General features: G+C 63.8%; 15 protein-coding genes. 5 read left to right on the plus strand and 10 right to left on the minus strand.

What is annotated here, in order from left to right; genetic code table 11:
• Positions 1–70: 70 nt before the first annotated feature.
• From G7026_RS09150 to G7026_RS09160, 3 genes are all read left to right on the plus strand, one after another.
• Positions 71–1,873 (plus strand): molecular chaperone, encoded by a 1,803-nt coding sequence (locus G7026_RS09150; RefSeq protein ID WP_181070464.1) that lies wholly within the window; start codon positions 71–73, stop codon positions 1,871–1,873.
• Between the two features lie 64 nt (positions 1,874–1,937).
• A complete protein-coding gene (locus G7026_RS09155; RefSeq protein ID WP_181070465.1) occupies positions 1,938–4,007 on the plus strand; it encodes an EAL domain-containing response regulator in 2,070 nt (689 codons plus the stop codon).
• 112 nt (positions 4,008–4,119) lie between these two features.
• Positions 4,120–5,193 carry an NAD(P)-dependent alcohol dehydrogenase gene (locus G7026_RS09160; protein ID WP_181070466.1) on the plus strand — a complete coding sequence of 358 codons (1,074 nt, stop codon included), beginning with the start codon at positions 4,120–4,122 and terminating at the stop codon, positions 5,191–5,193.
• An 80-nt stretch (positions 5,194–5,273) separates the two neighbouring features.
• Here the strand turns inward: G7026_RS09160 and serB are convergent, their stop codons facing one another.
• Positions 5,274–6,488, minus strand: coding sequence for a phosphoserine phosphatase SerB (serB, locus tag G7026_RS09165; protein WP_181070467.1), 1,215 nt, complete (start codon positions 6,486–6,488; stop codon positions 5,274–5,276).
• 194 nt (positions 6,489–6,682) lie between these two features.
• Between serB and G7026_RS09170 the strand changes: the two genes are divergently transcribed.
• On the plus strand, positions 6,683–8,251 hold the full coding sequence (locus G7026_RS09170) for an AhpA/YtjB family protein (RefSeq protein WP_181070468.1): 1,569 nt from the start codon (positions 6,683–6,685) through the stop codon (positions 8,249–8,251).
• A 104-nt stretch (positions 8,252–8,355) separates the two neighbouring features.
• Here G7026_RS09170 and G7026_RS09175 read toward each other — a convergent pair whose 3' ends face one another.
• The 9 genes from G7026_RS09175 to nudF form a co-directional block, all read right to left on the minus strand.
• A complete protein-coding gene (locus G7026_RS09175) occupies positions 8,356–9,066 on the minus strand; it encodes a PqiC family protein (RefSeq protein ID WP_181070773.1) in 711 nt (236 codons plus the stop codon).
• Between the two features lie 157 nt (positions 9,067–9,223).
• Entirely contained in the window at positions 9,224–11,488 is a 2,265-nt protein-coding gene (gene parC, locus G7026_RS09180; RefSeq protein ID WP_181070469.1) for a DNA topoisomerase IV subunit A, read from the minus strand.
• Entirely contained in the window at positions 11,485–12,012 is a 528-nt protein-coding gene (locus tag G7026_RS09185) for a retropepsin-like aspartic protease family protein (protein WP_181070470.1), read from the minus strand. Before G7026_RS09185 ends, parC begins: the two co-directional genes overlap by 4 nt.
• On the minus strand, positions 12,009–12,992 hold the full coding sequence (locus G7026_RS09190) for an esterase-like activity of phytase family protein (protein ID WP_181070471.1): 984 nt from the start codon (positions 12,990–12,992) through the stop codon (positions 12,009–12,011). The genes G7026_RS09185 and G7026_RS09190 overlap by 4 nt, the downstream gene beginning before the upstream one ends.
• A complete protein-coding gene (parE, locus tag G7026_RS09195; RefSeq protein WP_181070472.1) occupies positions 12,989–14,875 on the minus strand; it encodes a DNA topoisomerase IV subunit B in 1,887 nt (628 codons plus the stop codon). Before parE ends, G7026_RS09190 begins: the two co-directional genes overlap by 4 nt.
• An 18-nt stretch (positions 14,876–14,893) precedes the next feature.
• Positions 14,894–15,511, minus strand: a complete 618-nt coding sequence (locus G7026_RS09200) for a YqiA/YcfP family alpha/beta fold hydrolase (RefSeq protein WP_181070473.1) — start codon at positions 15,509–15,511, stop codon at positions 14,894–14,896.
• Between the two features lie 130 nt (positions 15,512–15,641).
• Positions 15,642–16,454 carry a 3',5'-cyclic-AMP phosphodiesterase gene (gene cpdA, locus G7026_RS09205; RefSeq protein WP_181070474.1) on the minus strand — a complete coding sequence of 271 codons (813 nt, stop codon included), beginning with the start codon at positions 16,452–16,454 and terminating at the stop codon, positions 15,642–15,644.
• A gap of 235 nt (positions 16,455–16,689) precedes the next feature.
• Positions 16,690–17,136, minus strand: a complete 447-nt coding sequence (locus tag G7026_RS09210) for a DUF1249 domain-containing protein (RefSeq protein ID WP_181070475.1) — start codon at positions 17,134–17,136, stop codon at positions 16,690–16,692.
• Positions 17,133–17,750, minus strand: coding sequence for an ADP-ribose diphosphatase (gene nudF / locus G7026_RS09215; RefSeq protein ID WP_181070476.1), 618 nt, complete (start codon positions 17,748–17,750; stop codon positions 17,133–17,135). The genes G7026_RS09210 and nudF overlap by 4 nt, the downstream gene beginning before the upstream one ends.
• Positions 17,751–18,112: 362 nt before the next feature.
• On the opposite strand from nudF, the gene G7026_RS09220 reads away from it, so the two are divergent.
• Positions 18,113–18,694, plus strand: coding sequence for an RsiV family protein (locus G7026_RS09220; protein ID WP_308811773.1), 582 nt, complete (start codon positions 18,113–18,115; stop codon positions 18,692–18,694).
• Positions 18,695–18,702: the final 8 nt, after the last annotated feature.

Below are 18,702 nucleotides of genomic sequence, written 5' to 3' on the forward strand. Positions count from 1 at the left end.
AGCGCGGCGAGTAGCTGCTAGAGTCTTAAACCAATGAGCAGGCAGGCTGTACGCCGTGGAGTTTTCAAGTTTGGATAGACAGAGCCATCACCTCCTGTTGCGCGTATCGACGCCCACCCGGCAGGCACTGTCTTTTTGCGATCCGACTGTGCGCGACATGAAGCGCTGGATCGCCCACCTGCCGAAGGCCAACATTGGCGAGACCGCGCGACAGCTGTACCAGGCATTGCTCGAGTTCAACCAGCTGCTCACCCCCTCGGACAACCGGCTGCAATTGCTGGAGCTGCTTCGTCCGGAAGTGCACTTCGTCTGCAAGCAGCTGGAAAAACATTTCCTTAATCAACCCATCGTGCTCGACGAGCGGCCCCGCAAAGTCGCCAGTCTGTGCCAGGCGCTGCAGAATCACCTGGCCGGCGGCTACAAGCTGATCGTCGCGCGAGTCGCTTCGACGACACAAAGGAAAGAGCGACAGCCCCTGCTGACGATTGCCTTGCAGCGAGCAATGCATAGCCTCCGCGGCCCGCTGATCCGAGCCAACCAGTTGTACTGCCCGGTACCCGAAGGGCTATGGCTGGAGATGCATCAACTTTACGAGATAGCTTGCGAACGAGACGTTCACCGCAGCGTCGTGCGTGACGACCTTGCACACCATACACAGGGCATGAGCGTCGAACAGAGCTACATCGTGGCCCTGCTTTTAGGGTGTGCACGCTGCAATCAGATGCGCCAGCAAAGCATTGCCCGCTTGTCCGAGGTGCTCGAACCCTGGAGCTCGCTGGTCAACCTGCAGTTGGCGAGCGACCCGCGCAGCCTGTTCGCCTTGTCGCCTCTGGTCGATGGTCCGCCACGCTACCGCTCTCTTTTTCAGACCAATGAATTGCCGAGCCTGCTGGGTATCGACCCTCAGCCGTTGGTGGACGCCATCAAGCAACGCCTGGACGATCCGGAAAAATCCACACCGAAGCTACTGGTCCCGGAAGGGATCAGCATCGACCTGCTGCAGCACCTGGGCGCCGCCTGGGGAGACATTTCCGAGCGCACCTTCCAGCGCACGCCCGGCCAGGGCAAGCTGACCCTCTGCATAGGCATGAGTCCGCTGCATTACTATCTGGCGGGGGAACGCTCGTTCAACGACCTGCTCAAGAGTCCGCAAGCGCCCAAGACGGCCACGTTCAAGCTGCAGAACGGAGCGCCGGACATTTGGGCCAACGCATTTGATGCCCAGAGCTCTACTTGGGAAGGCGTAGTCCCCTACGAGGAAATCGAGTTCACTCCCTCCTCCGCGACGGCTGAAAAAGCTCAGGCATCGACCGGCGAAAGCAGCTTTGCCACCTACCCGCTGCAGATCATCAACCACAGCCCCGGCGGCTATTGCCTGTCGTGGCCGAAGGAAGTGCCGAGCCAACTTCAGGCGGGCGAACTGCTCGGCCTTCAGGATCCCGGTAGCCAGGGCTGGAGCGTCGCCGTGGTGCGCTGGATCCGCCAAGTGCGCGGCGGCGGCACGCAGATGGGTATCGAACTGGTCGCACCGCACGCTCAGCCATGCGGCCTGCAACTGGTACGCAAGGCCGATCAGGGCAGCCACTACCTGCGCGCCCTGCTATTGCCCGAGATCAGCGCCATCTCGCGGCCGGCGACCCTGATCACACCGCGCCTTCCATTCCAGGAAGGCCACAAGGTGCAGATCAACCAACAGGGCGAAGAGCATCGTGCTCTGCTCAGCCGGCGACAGACCAGCACGGGCAGCTACAGCCAGTTCGAATACCGCATCGTCGGACAGGCTGAGGCCAGGCAGGAGAATCCGATCACAGCCCAGCAGAACCAGAAGCCTGGCGGGGAGGAAGATTTTGACTCGCTCTGGAAGTCACTGTAGATTCGAGGCCTCCCTTGTTCCCGCCTGTTCGCGTTCGTTCGGCGCTATCTAAGCTGCTGTTGCCATGTCCCTGGAAAAAAAAACCATCCGCCTGTTGATTCTCGAGGATTCGCAGAACGAAGCCGAGCGCCTGGTCAGCCTGTTCCGCAACGCCGGACGCGCCACCCGCGTGCATCGGCTGACGTCCAACGATGACCTGGCCGATGCCCTGCTGCAAAGCTGGGACCTCCTGATCAGCGCACCCCATAGCGACAACCTGCCCCCGAGCGATGCGCTCAACGCGATCCGGCGTCAGGCAAAGGACATCCCGTTCATCCAGCTGCTCGAGAGCAACGACACCGACCTGATCACCGAAGCGCTGATGCTCGGCGCCCAGGATGCATTGCCCCAGGGTGAAGACGAGCGCCTGGTGCTGGTGGCCAATCGCGAGTTGAGCAACCTGGAAGAGCGACGCGCGCGCAGGGCTGCCGAGGTCGCGCTGCGCGAGGCAGAGAAGCGTTGCCAGCTGTTGCTGGACAGTTCGGTCGATGCGATCGCCTATGTTCATGACGGCATGCATATCTACGCCAACCGCGCCTACCTCGAACTGTTTGCTTACGAAGACGTCGAGGAGCTGGAAGGAATGCCGATGATCGATCTGATCGCCTCGTGCGACCAGGTCAACTTCAAGGATTTCCTCAAGAACTACCAGAGCATCGAGGGCAGCGCCGAGCTGAGCTGTGGCGGCGTACGCGCCGACGGCGGCAACTTCAAGTCGCGCATGCACTTCTCCCCAGCCGCCTATGACGGCGAGCCTTGCATCCAGGTGGTGATCCGCGCCGAAGTCGACAACGCCGAGCTTGAAGAGAAGCTGCGCGAAATCAGCAGCCAGGATCTGGTCACCGGCCTGTACAACCGCAGCTATTTCCTGGAGTTGATGGACAGCGCCGTCGAACGCGCCGTCAATGCCGGGCAGTCCTCCTGCCTGGCCTACATCCGGGTCGATCGCTTCGCCAGTCTGCTGGCCGAGATAGGCCTGGCAGACTCGGACCTGCTGCTGACCGATATCGCCAACATGCTGCGTGCGCATTTCGGTGAGAGCGTGCAACTGGCACGCTTCGGCGATGACGTTTTCGCAGCGCTGCAACACGGCGTGACGCCGCAACAGGCCGAACCCGAGTTGACCGCACTGCTGCGCAAGGTCGAAGGGCACCTGTTCGAAATCGGCAGGCGTACGGTGCAGACCACCCTCACCATCGGCGTAGCCGGCCTCGACGAGAAGACCGCCAAGGCGCAGGAAGTCGTCGATCGCGCACATCGCTGCGCAGACGAACTCAATGACGGGAACGCGCTGAAGATCTACAACCCCGCCGACGAACTGGCCGCGGCCGCCAACCGCGGGAATCTCGTGGCCATGGTTCAGCAGGCACTCGAGAACAACCAGTTCCGCCTGCTGTTCCAGCCGGTGATCAGCCTGCGGGGCGACACGCACGAGCATTACGAAGTGCTGCTGCGGCTACTCAGCCCGCAGGGCGAGGAAGTGCCGCCCACGGAGTTTCTCGCAGCCGCGAAGGACGCCGGCCTGGCAACGAAAATCGACCGTTGGGTGCTGCTCAATTCGATCAAGTTGCTGGCCGAGCACCGCTCCAAGGGGCACAGCACGCGGCTTTTCGTTCACCTGACCAGCGCCAGCGTCCAGGACCACACACTGCTGCCCTGGCTGAGCGTGGCGCTGAAAGCAGCCCGCCTTGCATCCGATTCGCTGGTCGTACAGCTCAGTGAGCCGGACGCCATCGCCTATCTGAAGCAGGCCAAGGCGCTGACCCAGGGCCTTGCGCAACTGCACTGCAAGGCGGCGCTGAGTCAGTTCGGCTGCGCGCTGAACCCGTTCAACACCTTGAAGCACCTGAGCGTCGACTACGTGAAGATCGATGGCTCCTTCACCCAGGATCTGTCGCGACCCGAGAGTCAGGAAGCGCTGAAAGCCATGCTCGCCACGCTGCACGAGCAGTCCAAGCTGAGCATCGTGCCCTATGTCGAAAGCGCCAGCATGCTGGCGACGCTCTGGCAGGCGGGCGTCAACTATATCCAGGGCCACTACCTACAGGGCCCCAGTCAGTCGATGGACTACGACTTCTCGTCCGGCGAGGAGTGACCCGCCGGGTCCCGCCTTGCACCGATCCGCCCGGCTGCTGACCGGGCTCATCTGTCGGCCCCCGCTGGACTAGAGTATCCGGACGCCTTTCTTTCGAAGAGGAGTCCGCACCATGACCATGATGAAAGCGGCCGTGTTCGTCGAACCGGGCCGCATCGAACTGCACGACAAGCCCATCCCCGAGATCGGCCCCAACGACGCCTTGCTGCGCATCACCACGACCACCATCTGCGGCACCGACGTGCACATTCTCAAGGGTGAATACGCAGTGGCGCCCGGCCTGACCATCGGCCACGAGCCGGTGGGCGTCATCGAGAAGCTCGGCAGCAACGTCAGTGGCTACGAGGAAGGACAGCGCGTGATCGCCGGCGCTATCTGCCCGAGCTTCACCTCCTACGCCTGCCAGGACGGGCTCGCCTCGCAGGACGGCGGCTGTGCCTGCCATGGCTACAAGCCCATGGGCGGCTGGCGCTTCGGCAACAGCATCGACGGCACCCAGGCCGAGTACGTGCTGGTGCCCGACGCCCAGGCCAACCTGGCGCCAGTACCCGATGGCCTGACCGACGAACAGGTACTGATGTGCCCGGACATCATGTCCACCGGCTTCGCCGGCGCCGAGGCGGCCAACATCAGGATCGGCGACATCGTGGTGATCTTCGCCCAGGGGCCGATCGGGCTCTGCGCCACGGCCGGCGCCAGGCTGCGCGGCGCCGGCACCATCATCGCGGTGGACGGCGTCGATGCGCGGCTGGACATCGCCCGGCGGATGGGCGCCGATGTCACCTTGAATTTCAGGAACGTCGACGTGGTCGACGAGGTGCTCAAGCTCACCGGCGGACGCGGCGCCGATGCGTCGATCGAGGCACTGGGCCTGCAATCGACCTTCGAGAACGCGCTGCGGGTGCTCAAGCCGGGCGGCACGCTGTCGAGCCTGGGCGTCTATTCCAGCGATCTGACCATTCCGCTGAGCGCCTTCCACTCCGGCCTCGGCGACAACAAGATCGTCACGTCGCTGTGCCCCGGCGGCAAGGAACGCATGCGCCGCCTGCTCAACGTGGTGGCCTCCGGCCGCGTCGACCTCGGCCCACTGGTGACCCACCAGTACGCGCTGGACGACATCGTGGAGGGCTACGACCTGTTCGCCAACCAGCGCGACGGGGTGTTGAAGGTAGCGATCAAGCCGTAAAGAGCTGAAAGCTTGTAGCCGGAAGCTGGAAGGGGAGCCTTGGACCGACACAGCCCAGAGCTTCTAGCTTCCGGCTGCCTTTATTCCGTGCCGTCCCGATCCCTGAAGCCCAGCAGATACAGGATTCCGTCCAGTCCCAGCGTCGAGATCGCCTGCTTGGCGGACTGCTTGACCAGCGGCTTGGCCCGGAAGGCCACGCCCAGCCCGGCGATACCGAGCATCGGCAGGTCGTTGGCGCCGTCGCCGACCGCAATCGTCTGCTCCAGCCGCAGGCCCTCGCGCTCGGCCAATTCGCGCAACAGATCGGCCTTGCGCTGCGCATCGACGATCGGCTCCACCGCCACGCCAGTCAGGCAGCCATCCTCGATCTGCAGCTCGTTGGCGAACACGTAATCGATGCCGAGCCGCGCCTGCAGTTGCTTGGCGAAATAGGTGAAGCCGCCAGAGAGGATTGCCGTCTTGTAGCCAAGGCGCTTGAGCTCGGCAAACAGCACCTCGGCCCCCTCGGTCAGGCGCAGCGTGGCGCCAACCTCCTCGAGCGCCGACTCGGGCAAGCCCTTGAGCAGCGCCAGGCGCTCCTTGAAGCTCGAGCGGAAATCCAGCTCGCCGCGCATCGCTCGCTCGGTGATTTCCACGACCTGCACACCGACCCCGGCGGCCTTGGCCAGCTCGTCGATGACTTCCGCCTCGATCAGCGTGGAGTCCATATCGAAAACCGCCAGGCGCCGATTGCGGCGAAACACCGAGTCGCGCTGGAAGGCGATGTCGACGTTCAGCTCCTGGGCCACGCTGAGGAACTCGGCGCGCAACGCCGCGGTATCGGCAGGCTCGCCGCGCACCGAGAATTCGATGCAACCCTTCCCCTGCTCGTCAGGTGTGTCGAGCGGCATGCGTCCGGAAAGCCGGTCAATGTGATCGATATTCAGGTCGTATTTGGCCGTGATCGCACTGACCCGCTGCAGCTGCTCGGCGGTCACCTTGCGCGTCAGCAGCGTGACGATATGGCGCGGCTTGCCCTGCCCGGCTACCCATTGCTGGTAATCCTCTTCGGCAACCGGCGTGAAGCGCACCTGCTGGTCCAGCTTGTAACCGGTGAACAGCACATCCTTGAGCACCGACGAGGCACGTTCGGTATCGGGAATCTCCACCAGAATGCCGAACGACAGCGTGTCATGGATGACCGCCTGGCCGATGTCGAGGATATTCACGCCTCCCTGGGCGAGGACACCGGTGATCGCGGCCGTCAGCCCAGGCCGATCTTCCCCGGTGATGTTGATCAGGACGATTTCGCGCAAGGCGCAGCTCCCATGACAAAAGTGGGCGGCATTCTACAACAGCTGCGCAGCCCGATTGGGCGCGCATCCACGCCCTGAAGCCGCGCCATCGGAGCCCCGACGCCTTTTTGTCATCTTTGGACCGCCGACCTTCAGCCCATACACCGCTTTCCGTATACTGCTCGACAATTCCCTTCGAGAAAGAGCCGCGCTCTGTGAACCGGCCCCCATCCGTAAAACCCGATAATTTCTTCCTGCTGATCTACCGCGCCCTGCGTCAACGGCGTGTTCCTCTGGTGCTGCGCATCGCCAGCCACACCCTGTTGCTGGTAACCCTGGCACTGATCATCTACTCCTGGGTCATGGGCATGCAGTTCAAGCAGGCCATGGAGCAGCAGGCCGACGCGCTCGGCCAGAGCCTGATCACCCAGACCGCCGCCTCGGCCACGGAGCTGTTGGTCGCCAATGACATCCTCAGCCTCAACGTACTGCTCAGCAACCTGGTGAGAAATCCCATGGTCGCCCATGCCGCCATCTATAGCGTGGGGGACAACCGGGTTCTGGCCGAGTCCGGCACGCGCCCGTCGCGCAACCTGCTCAACGACGATACCGGCATCTATTCCACGCCGATCACGTTCCAGGAAGTCATTGCCGGCGATCTGCGCATCACCCTCGACATGCAGCAGTTCCAGCAACCGATGACCATCAGCCTGCAGAGCATGGGGCTGCTCAGCCTGATCCTGCTGGCGCTGACGCTGTACCTGAGCATGCGCCTGGGCCGGCAGATCTCCATTCCCCTGATGCAGCTGCGCATCTGGGTGCGCGATCCGGACGACCCGGCCCCGGGCTCCGGGCGCCTGGACGAAATCGGCGATCTGGCGCACCAACTGCAGGCACGCCTGGTACCGGAAAAGCCCGAACCCGAATACGACGACGAGCCAGATTACGAAGACGACGAGCTGTTCGACGGCGACTATGCCGACGAGCCCGATCAGGACGATGGCGGCCCCTTGCGCCAGGCATCCGAGCCCTTCGATGAGGACGAGCTGGACGAGGAAGTGGATTATCTCGACGAGCCCGAGCCACGCCGCGGCGTTCGCCACGCCCCGCTCGACGAGGACGACGAATACGATCCCTTCGATGAGGAGCTCGACGCGCCGGCCGTTGCCGACAAGCCGGCGGCATCCAGAGCCGTGGCCCCGCCAGCCCCGAGCAGGAGCGCGGTACTGGCGGTACAGCTCGGCGCCCAGGAGCAACTGCGCCGGCTGCCACGCAGCCAGCTGATGGACCTGCTGCAGCGCTATCGCGATTGCCTCGAGCAGGCCGCCACGCTCTACCAGGCCGAGCTGCAAACCCTCAACGACGGCAGCAGCCTGATGCTATTCCACAGCCAGGACGACGAAGAAAACTACCTGACCCACGCCCTGTGCTGCGGGGAGCTGTTGCGCGCCCTGGGCCATGCGCTGCAGATTGAGGTTGCCGATACCGGCATCACCCTGCAGCTGCAACTGGGGCTGACGCTGGGCAGCGATCTGTCCGACCTGAGTCAGGGCGAACTGCTGCTCAGCGAGCCGGCTCAAGCTGCCCTGGCCATGTCGCAGCACAGCCGCAACCTGCTGCTCGTCGAGCGAGCCATCGGTGAAGATGCGCTGGTACGCCAACGTGCGCGCATTCGCCCCATTGCGAGCCCTGAGGGCGCCTGCTGCGTCGAGCGTCTGCTGGAGCCCTACCCGGCCCTGCTCGAGCGCCAGCTGGCACGTATGCACGAGCTGCGCAACCGCTAAGCGCTTCGACAGGCGCCGCACCTGGCACCGAAACGAAAACGCCCCGACCTGGATCGGGGCGTTTTTCATTTCAACGGTGCCTGGACGGCTGATCGCCTAGGCCATCAGAAGCGAAACACTTCCATTTCAGTACGGATCGTTTCAAGCGCGGGAATGCGGGGCGCGGCAGCCTCGGTGTTGCGGCCGCTATCCGACTTGGACTTGGCGGCGGTTTTAGGCTTTTCCCGGGCACTGGCGGCAGCCACCGGCTCGATCGCCGTGGCGAGCTGCTCGCCGAGACGCTGCAACAGCAAGCTTTGCGCACGCACCTGATCAGCCGTGGACCCTTCATGCTCTTCCTGAAGGCGTACCAGGCGACTCACCTGCTGCTTGCCGTCCTTGTCCAACAATTTCCACTGCGCCTCGAGCACCGCAGGCTGCTGCGGCCCAGAATCGAGGCGGGTGATCGCCAGCTGTACCTGAACGTCGGGCACGAAACCCGAGGCATCCCCCAGGGCCAGGCGCTGGGTATCGAGTCGCCAGGCCAGCTGGCGCAACATCAACTGATCGACGCCCTGCCCGAGCGGCCCCACCCAACGGGCATCCGCGCCAACCGGCGCCAGACTCCCATCGGCCCGACGCTGAAGGATGTCCTCGCGCTGCAGATAGTCGGCCAGCTTGACCGGAGCAAGCAGCACCGCCGCGCCGTCGGCCCGCTCCGGAAGCTCGGCGACACCGTTATCCAGCGAGTACAGCGGGATCGAATGAGGACTCACACAGCCAGCCAGCACCGAGGCCAGCAGCAGAGCGATGGGGTAACGCACCAGGTTCATCATCACATCCATAACAGCAGCCAGGGCGGACACATGGCGCATCCGGCCCTGTGCGAATCATTCTTCGAAGTGCTGGCGCCGATTCGCCCAGGCACATCGACCCTGCGGGTTGAAGGCCGTTATCTTCCGGGATAACGCCCGCCGACACCAGCACCTGATGTCAGTTCACCCGGCCGTTTTCGACAAGCAGTCCATCGACCCGCTGGAAGCCACGCGGCAGTTTGTTGCCACGACGGCCGCGCTCGCCCTGGTAATGCTCGAGGTCTTCGGCCTTGAGCGACAGCGTGCGCTTACCCGCCTGCAGCACGAGGGTCGCACCCGGCGGCAGCACGGCGATATCGGTGACGTACTCCTCGCGGCTGGCGACCCGGTCACCCGGAATGCCAATGATCTTGTTGCCCTTGCCTTTGCCCAGCTGTGGCAGATCGGCCACCTTGAACAACAGCAGCCGTCCTTCCGTCGTGACGGCGGCCAGCCAATCTTCCTCTCGATTGGCCAGTGGCCGCGGTGCCATCACCTTCGCCCCGGCAGGCAGATTGAGCAGCGCCTTGCCGGCCTTGTTCTTGGCCTGTAGGTCCTCGCCCTTGACGACGAACCCATAGCCGGCGTCCGAAGCGATCACGTACAGCGCCTCGTCATCGGGAAGCAGTACACATTCGAAGCTGGCGCCTGGCGGAGGCGCGAGGCGCCCGGTCAGCGGCTCGCCCTGGCCCCGCGCGGAAGGCAAGGAATGTGCAGGAAGCGAATAGCTGCGCCCGCTCGAGTCGATGAATACCGCGTACTGGTTCGAGCGGCCGGCGGCGGCTGCCTTAAAGCCATCGCCAGCCTTGTAGGAAAGTCCCGTGGCGTCGATGTCGTGGCCCTTGGCGCAGCGCGCCCAGCCTTTCTCGGAAATCACTACGGTCACCGGCTCGGATGGCAGCAGCTCGTTTTCCGACAGCGCACGGGCTTCGGCACGCTCGACGATGGGAGAGCGGCGCTCGTCGCCGTAGGTCTCGGCGTCCTCGAGCAGCTCCTTGCGCACCAGTTTCTTGAGCCTAGCTTCGCTGCCGAGCAGGCTCATCAGCCGGTCGCGCTCCTTGGCCAGCTCGTCCTGCTCACCGCGAATCTTCATCTCCTCCAGCCGCGCCAGCTGACGCAAACGGGTATCGAGGATGTAGTCGGCCTGCAGCTCGGACAGCTCGAAGCGGGCCATCAGCACCGGCTTGGGCTGATCCTCGGTGCGGATGATGTGGATCACCTCGTCGAGGTTGAGGAAGGCGACCAGCAAGCCTTCCAACAGGTGTAGACGCCGTTCCACCTTATCCAGGCGGAACTGCAGGCGCCGGCGCACCGTACCGATCCGATAGACCAGCCACTCGCTGAGTAGCGTGCGCAGATTCTTGACCTGCGGCTTGCCGTCGAGCCCGATGATGTTGATGTTCACCCGGTAGCTGGACTCGAGGTCTGTGGTGGCGAACAGGTGCTGCATCAGTTCGGCGGCGTCGACGCGATTGGAGCGCGGGATGATGACGATGCGGCAAGGATTCTCGTGGTCCGACTCGTCACGCAGGTCGGCAACCATCGGCAGCTTCTTGGCCTGCATCTGCGAGGCGATCTGCTCCAGCACCTTGGCACCGGAGACCTGATGCGGCAGCGCCGTCACCACCACGTCTCCATCCTCGACACGGTACACGGCGCGCATGCGTACCGAACCGCGGCCGGTCTCGTAGACTTTCAGCAGGTCCGCGCGCGGCGTGATCACTTCGGCTTCGGTGGGAAAGTCCGGGCCCTGGATGTGCTCACAGAGCTGCTCCACTGTAGCGCCCGGCTCGTCGAGCAGTCGCACACAGGCCGTGGCCACTTCACGCAGGTTGTGCGGCGGCACGTCGGTGGCCATGCCCACTGCGATACCGGTGGTGCCGTTGAGCAGCAGGTTGGGCAGGCGCGCCGGCAAGGTGGCAGGCTCATCGAGCGTGCCATCGAAGTTCGGCACCCAGTTGACCGTGCCCTGCCCCAGCTCGCTGAGCAGCACTTCGGAATAGCGCGACAGCCGGGCCTCGGTGTAGCGCATGGCCGCGAAGGACTTCGGATCGTCCGGTGCGCCCCAGTTGCCCTGGCCGTCGACCAGCGTGTAGCGGTAGCTGAACGGCTGCGCCATCAGCACCATGGCTTCGTAACAGGCCGAATCACCATGGGGATGGAACTTGCCGAGCACGTCGCCGACGGTGCGCGCGGACTTCTTGTGCTTGGAGTCGGCGCTGAGACCCAGCTCGCTCATGGCATAGATGATGCGCCGCTGGACGGGCTTGAGGCCGTCTCCGATGTGCGGCAGCGCGCGATCCATGATCACGTACATCGAATAGTTGAGATAAGCCTGCTCGGTGAAGTCGGCGAGCGAGCGACGCTCAACGCCTTCGAGGCTCAGGTCCAGGGTTTCGCTCATGGTCGTTCCGTGGCGTGTTGGCGCAGCACCAGGGTGCCGGCGCGCTGAGTGAATTCAAGTTGTCGCAGGGCGCTCATGCCGAGCAGCACCTGCTCGCCGGGAAAGCCCGGTACCACGAGGGCGCGCACGTCGTGCAGCACGATCTCGCCGAGACCGAGGGTCCTGAGCACGGTGCGGTAGCCGGTGGCCGGGCCGTTGGCGGTCTGCACCTGCACCGGTCGCCCGTGTTCGAGATTCAGCCGCTCGGCAAGACCCTGCGGCACGGCGACGTCGGTCGCGCCGGTGTCCAGCAGGAACACCACGTCTTCGCCGTTGATTTGTCCCGTCACGATGAAATGGCCTTGGGCATTGCCGGCCAGCTGCACCTCGATCTGGTCACCCTCGATACGCGAGACAGGGTCGCGATTGGGGTTGTAGCGTCCCTCCTCCCAATCGCCAAAGAATCGCGCGGCCAGCCATAGCCCAATGCCCCAGGCGAGCACCAGCATCACCCGGCCGGCCCGGCGCCCGGCGGTCTGGCTCACCGCCGCGCGCTCCAACCGCCCTTGGGCGCCGCGAAACGCCAGACGATCGGCCGCGACTCGCCGTCCTTGCGAGTCAGTTCGTTGTTGTCGAGACCGATCCAGGCGCCATCGGCGTCGATCCAGAGCGACTCGACCGTGCTATAGGGCGAAGCGTACAGGCGGTGTTCCTCGGAAGCGGTCTCGGCAAAGGACCAGCAGCGCTCGACCGCGCCCGTCGACGCGGTGCGGCGACAGACACGCAGCGCGAAGCGCTCGAGGGTAAAAAGCTTGTCTTCGAAAAACGCCAGGCCGGAAAAATCGCGCTGCAGCGACTGGCCGTCCAGCGGATGCGGCGGATTCTCCCGCCCACCCTCGGACATCAGCACGCAGCCACCGGTACATACCCAGCGCGACTGCCGACGATGGACCACTAGCAATCCACGGCGCTCACGCTCGGCGGCAAGCCACATCCGATCTCCGGCCGGGTCGACCGCGATCCCTTCGAACAAGGCGTTGAACTTGAGCAGCATGCCGCTGGCACGTGCCTGACGCACCAGGCTGTCGGGCAGGGTCAGCCACTCGGCGGTTCCAGCGGGATTGAGCTTGAGCACGCCGGCATAGGTCTCGCTGACCAGGTAACGGTTGCCCAGGCTGTCGCAGCTCATGCCTTCAAAATCCATGTGGCCGCCGCGCACCAGCCCCATCACCCAGCTGCGCACCCGCACGCCCCACGGCAACCCGGCGTCCGGTGGAGGCGGAAGCTCGAAAGTCTCAGCTTCGGCTCGCCAGACGCTCTCACTGGCATCGAAGCGGTAGACGATATTGTCGTCGCGGTCCGAAACGCCCCAGAGCGCGTCGCCGCACCAGGCCATACCTGACAGGTTGCCTTGCGCCATGCCCTCGACCGGGTGCTCGCTGAGCAACTCGAGCTCCGGGAGTGGCTCCTGGGCCATGGCCGGCATCGTCAGGAGGCAGGCCAGAGACAACCAGCGGCGGATCAAACCAGAACCTCGGCCAGGTCGCCCTTCGATTCGAGCCAGCTCTTGCGATCACCGGCGCGCTTCTTGGCCAGCAGCATGTCCATCATTTCGGTGGTGCCTTCGAAGTCATCGAGGGTCAGCTGCACCAGCCGCCGGGTGTTCGGGTCCATGGTGGTTTCGCGCAGCTGCAGCGGATTCATCTCGCCCAGGCCCTTGAAGCGGGTGACCTGAGGCTTGCCGCGCTTCTTTTCGGCGACCAGCCGATCGAGGATGCCATCGCGCTCGGCTTCATCCAGCGCGTAGTGGATTTCCTTGCCAAGGTCGATGCGATAGAGCGGCGGCATGGCGACATACACATGCCCCGCATCGACCAGGGGGCGAAAATGCCGGACGAACAGTGCGCAGAGCAGCGTGGCGATGTGCAGGCCGTCGGAATCGGCGTCGGCGAGGATACAGATCTTGCCGTACCGCAACTGGGTCAGGTCGGTCGCGCCCGGGTCGACACCGATGGCCACGGCAATATCGTGGACTTCCTGGCTCGCGAGCACCTCGCCGCCGTCCACTTCCCAAGTGTTAAGGATCTTGCCCCGCAGCGGCATGATCGCCTGGAATTCCTTGTCCCGCGCCTGCTTGGCGCTACCACCTGCAGAGTCGCCCTCGACCAGGAACAACTCCGAGCGCATCGGATCCTGCCCGGCGCAGTCGGCCAGTTTGCCCGGCAATGCGGGGCCCTGGGTAATCTTCTTGCGCTCGACCTTCTTGCCGGCCTTCAGGCGGCGGCCGGCGTTGCTGATCGCCAGCTCGGCGAGCTGCATGCCCAGTTCGGGATGGGCATTGAGCCACAGGCTGAACGCGTCCTTCACCACACCGGACACGAAAGCAGCGGCTTCGCGGGAGGACAGGCGTTCTTTGGTCTGGCCGGAGAATTGGGGCTCCTGCAGCTTCATCGAGAGAACGAAGGCGATGCGCTCCCAGATGTCCTCCGGCGCCAACTTCACCCCGCGAGGCAGCAGGCTGCGGAACTCGCAGAATTCACGCATCGCATCGAGCAGCCCCTGGCGCAGCCCGTTGACGTGGGTTCCGCCCTGCGCGGTGGGAATCAGGTTGACGTAGCTTTCCTGCAGGCTATCGCCGCCCTCGGGCAGCCACAGCAGAGCCCAATCCACGGCCTCGGTATTACCGGCCAGGCTGCCGATGAAAGGCTCGCCAGGCAGGCGCACGAACTCGCTGACCGCATCGACCAGATAGGAGCGCAAACCATCTTCGTAATGCCACTCGATCTTCTCGCCGCTGGCCTCGTCCAGGAACGTCACGCTGAGCCCAGGACAAAGCACCGCCTTGGCCTTGAGCACATGTTTGAGCCGGCTGACGGAGAACTTCGGCGAATCGAAATACTTAGGGTCGGGCCAGAAATGCACGCTGGTACCGGTGTTGCGCTTGCCGACGGTCCCGATGACTTCCAGATCGCTGGCCTTGAAGCCATCGGCGAAGGTCATGCGGTATTCGTTGCCGTCGCGCTTGACGCGCACTTCGACGCGGGTCGACAGCGCGTTCACCACCGAAATCCCCACACCGTGCAAGCCGCCGGAAAATTGGTAGTTCTTGTTGGAGAACTTGCCGCCCGCATGCAGCTTGGTGAGGATCAGCTCGACGCCGGGCACCCCTTCGTCCGGGTGGATATCCACCGGCATACCGCGGCCGTCGTCGATCACTTCCAGGGAATTGTCCGCATGAAGGATGACCTGCACCGAGCGCGCATGGCCGGCTAGCGCCTCGTCGACACTGTTGTCGATGACTTCCTGGGCCAGGTGGTTGGGCCGCGAGGTGTCGGTGTACATGCCTGGGCGCTTGCGCACCGGATCGAGGCCGGAGAGGACCTCGATGGCTTCTGCGGTGTAAGACATGGGCGTCTCGTGCTGTCCTTATAGATCGGAGAAATCGACGTCGCGCCAGTGCGCAGAGTCGAAGCCGGCAAATGCCAGCAGGGCCGGCAGCCGCTGGGCAAAACCCTGGAAGCCGTGATCGCCGCCGGCCTGGATGCGCAGCGAACAGCCCTCGTAGAAGCGTTCGGCATGACGGTAATCCAGGGTTTCGTCGGCCGTTTGCAGCCAGACCTGATAACGCTGGGGATCGGCCGGCGCGGGCACTTCCAGTTCGGCGAGCGCGGTGACGTGGTCCTCGGTGAGCTCCCAGACTTCGCCGCTGTAGAAATTGGTCTGCGGTCCCAGGTAGCCGTCGAACAGACAGTGCGGGTTAACCGCCGGATTGATCAGCAACGCCTTGAGCCCGTGCCGCTCGGCAAGGTGGGTCGCATAGTAGCCGCCGAGGGAGCTGCCGACCAGTACCGGACGCCCTAGCTCGGCTATGACGGCCTCCAGCTGGGCGATCGCCTCGCGCGGGTGATGATGAAGCGCAGGTACCCGCAGGCGGTCGGCCAGCCCCACACGCTCAAACCCGGCGCTCAGCTGGCGAGCCTTTTGCGAGGCCGGCGAGCTGTTGAAACCGTGAAGATAGAGAAGGGATGCAGGATTGCGGGACATTCGGGCTCGGCTTGCCAAAGGGTAGAGGCGGAAGGCTACAAGCCTCGGCCCGATGGCTGCAAGCTAACCCACCGAGTGGAATGGCACGAGGTGTAAATGGGCGAGCGGCTCTGCGCATCGGCCGCCACGTTCAGTAGCCCTTGACGCTGTAGTCCACCTTGAAATCGATGCCGCTGACGCGCGACACACCGGTTTCGAGCTGCCCGTCGTCATGCAAGCGCAACCAGCGGTAGCCCGGCGACAGCGAATCGACAAGGAAGTCGGCGCTGCCCGGTGCGAACTGGATGCCGGTCGACGGTGAAGCGAGTAGCCGCACGCCGTTGCGCCACTGATCGTATTCCTGATGAATATGCCCCCAGAGCACGGCACGCACCTGGGGATAACGGTCCAGCACCTCGAACAGGGCGTCGGCGTTGCGCAGCCCGATAGTGTCCATCCAGCGGCTGCCGATTTCGACCGGGTGGTGGTGGAAGCTGACCAGATGATGACGGTCGGGCGCCTCGCGCAGCGCGCGGTCGAGCAGCTCGAGCTGCTCGTCGGCCAGATACCCAGCCACCGCGCCCGGAATCTGGGAGTCGAGCATGATGATTCGCCAGCGCCCAATATCCAATACCGGGTCCATCAGGTCGCTGTCCGCGACCACGGCGCGCATGGCATCGAGCTCGTCGTGGTTACCCGGAAACCAGCGCGCGGGCGCGGGGATACGCGAAGTGAGGGACTGAAAACGCAGATACGAGGAGACGGAGCCATCCTGGGAAAGATCGCCGCTGGCCAGGATCAGATCGATATCGCCCTGCTCGTCGAGCACCAGATCGATCACCCGATCCAGACTATAGCCAGTATCCATACCCAACAGCTTGCCGCCCTGATCGGCGAACAGATGGCTGTCGGTCAACTGCACCAGCAGCACCGAATCAGCAGCTGTTGTGGGGGTCGTACTCACCAAGACCCTTCTCCTCGGGACGTATTTCGCGGTGGAATTATGGTGCCATACGCGCCGCAGGGTAAGTGCAGGAAACGGGGCACGGATCACAGTTGTAGATTTGTAGTGGCAGTTAAAAAAGGCGTCACGGGAGCGGCGAAAGCCGCACGCCAACAGCGCCATATCGGCTACGCAGAACCCTTGAAAGCGGAGATTTGAACGCCCGTGAACGGCGTGCCGGAAGCGCCCGGACTCCCTACATCACCGGCTCCAGCTCGTGGCCGCATGCCAGGCAATGGCCAAGCCACTCGCCGAGGAAGAGATTCAACTGCGCCTTCTCATCAGGCTGATGCATGTGCGCATTGGGATAGGCGTAGATGCCGCGAAACTGCCGCGCGTTCTGCGAGCCGACCACTTCGGCCATGCGTGCATCATGGTAGACACGTACGTCGAGGGTCGGCACCGGCAGCCAGCTCAGGCAATGCTCCTGGCGAACCTGAACGGTCGTGGTATAGGGGCAGGTCTCCAGCACTTCGAGCACCAGCACCCCCAGCAACCGATCGCCCTGGCTGATCGCCACGCGTCGGGCATCCGGCTGGCTGCGCATCGCCGGCAGCAGGCGCATGAGGCGGGCGTAGTTGGCTTCACAGGCCGCCTGCAACTCCAGCAGGTCGACCCGATAACGCTCGCGCACCAGTCTCATTTCCACATCCCGCGCACTTCGCTGCGGTTCAGTGCCAGCCACTGCAGAGCGATGATGCTCGCCGCATTGTTGATTCGCCCGTCGCGCACCGCCTGCAAGGCGGTCTCCAATGGCCAGACATGCACGCGAATGTCCTCGCCCTCTTCCTCGAGACCGAATACGCCGCCCGCACCCGCACTGTCACAACGACCGATGAACAGGTGGACCTTCTCGTCGCTACCGCCCGGCGAAGGGAAATACTGGGTGACCGGCCACAATGCACCAAGCTCCAGTCCAGCCTCCTCGACAGCCTCGCGCCGCGCCACTTCCTCGGGCTGCTCGTCCTTGTCGATCAGCCCGGCCACCAGCTCGATGAGCCAGGGATTGTCGGCCTTGCCAAGGGCACCTACGCGAAACTGCTCGATCAGCACCACCTCGTCACGCAGCGGATCGTAGGGCAGCACGCAGACCGCATCGTGGCGCACGAACAATTCGCGATCGATCTCGGCCCCCATCTGCCCGTTGAACAGACGGTGACGCAGATACAGGCGCTCCAGCTTGTAAAAGCCCTGGAAGCATTGTTCCCGGCGGATGATCTCGACATCATCCCGGTCGGGCTTGAAGGTATCGATCATGGGTTCTCGCATAATCTGGTAAGTGATCGGCCGATTGCGGCACTCAAGCATATTGAGCTCATCCTAGCGCGCCTGCGCGCCAGCTGCAGCCCTAAACAACCTTTGTCCCGGCGATGCGCATCGGTCCGCGCAACGCAGCGAACTTCATGCCCTCGGCAGGTTCGAATCGGCACCCATACAGGAGCTTTCGCATCACGATGACTTCACCGCTCACATGCAGGGTCCTCGCCCTTTCAGGGCTGGCTCTGCTACTCGGCGCCTGCCAGAGCCAGGCACCCGATACACGGCAGCCGCAAGTACAGGTTCGACAAGTCCTCTCCGAACAGCGTCCGCAAGGCTGCACAGCTGACGATTGTCCCTTAGTGAACATCGATACGCTGCAGTTCGCCGACGAACCGGCATTGAACCAGCTAATCGACGCGCGGTTACGCGCCATGACCCGCTCACGCCCGGACGATCAGATACCGCCCACCCTCGACAGCTACCGTCAGCAGTACCTGCAGGAAGCGGCCCCTGGCTGGACCAGTTATCTACAAGCCAAGGTGCGTGACCAGTATGGCTCGATCCTGGTCATCGAACTGTCCAGCTATCTGTTCGAAGGCGGCGCCCATGGCATGCCCGGACGCGGCTTCATCAATTACGACCTCGAACAGAACCGCGAACTGGTGCTCAGCGACCTGCTCGAACCGGGCGCCGGCGCCGACTTCTGGCAACAGGCAGAAAAGGCCCATTGGCGCTGGCTGGAAGCGAACGAGCATGCCGGCGACGCCAACTTCCTCGAGCACTGGCCCTTCCAGCCGACCCCGCACGTCGCCCTGCTGAGCGATCGCATCCTGCTCAAGTACGACGTGTACAGCATCGCCCCCTACGCCAGCGGTCATCCTGAACTGGAGATTCCGCTGAGCGATCTCAAGGGCATCCTGCGCCCCGAATACCTGCACTGACAAAAAAG

It is taken from the genome of Stutzerimonas azotifigens (assembly GCF_013522725.1).
GTDB classification, from domain to species: domain Bacteria; phylum Pseudomonadota; class Gammaproteobacteria; order Pseudomonadales; family Pseudomonadaceae; genus Stutzerimonas; species Stutzerimonas azotifigens_A.

Excerpts from the sequence above, each read along its gene's own strand:
- G7026_RS09175 (WP_181070773.1), bottom strand. The coding sequence starts at position 9,066 with ATGATGAACCTGGTGCGTTACCCCATCGCTCTGCTGCTGGCCTCGGTG.
- G7026_RS09200 (WP_181070473.1), bottom strand. The coding sequence starts at position 15,511 with ATGTCCCGCAATCCTGCATCCCTTCTCTATCTTCACGGTTTCAACAGC.
- parC (WP_181070469.1), bottom strand. The coding sequence starts at position 11,488 with ATGAGCGAAACCCTGGACCTGAGCCTCGAAGGCGTTGAGCGTCGCTCG.
- parE (WP_181070472.1), bottom strand. The coding sequence starts at position 14,875 with ATGTCTTACACCGCAGAAGCCATCGAGGTCCTCTCCGGCCTCGATCCG.
- G7026_RS09160 (WP_181070466.1), top strand. The coding sequence starts at position 4,120 with ATGACCATGATGAAAGCGGCCGTGTTCGTCGAACCGGGCCGCATCGAA.
- G7026_RS09155 (WP_181070465.1), top strand. The coding sequence starts at position 1,938 with ATGTCCCTGGAAAAAAAAACCATCCGCCTGTTGATTCTCGAGGATTCG.
- G7026_RS09210 (WP_181070475.1), bottom strand. The coding sequence starts at position 17,136 with ATGAGACTGGTGCGCGAGCGTTATCGGGTCGACCTGCTGGAGTTGCAG.
- nudF (WP_181070476.1), bottom strand. The coding sequence starts at position 17,750 with ATGATCGATACCTTCAAGCCCGACCGGGATGATGTCGAGATCATCCGC.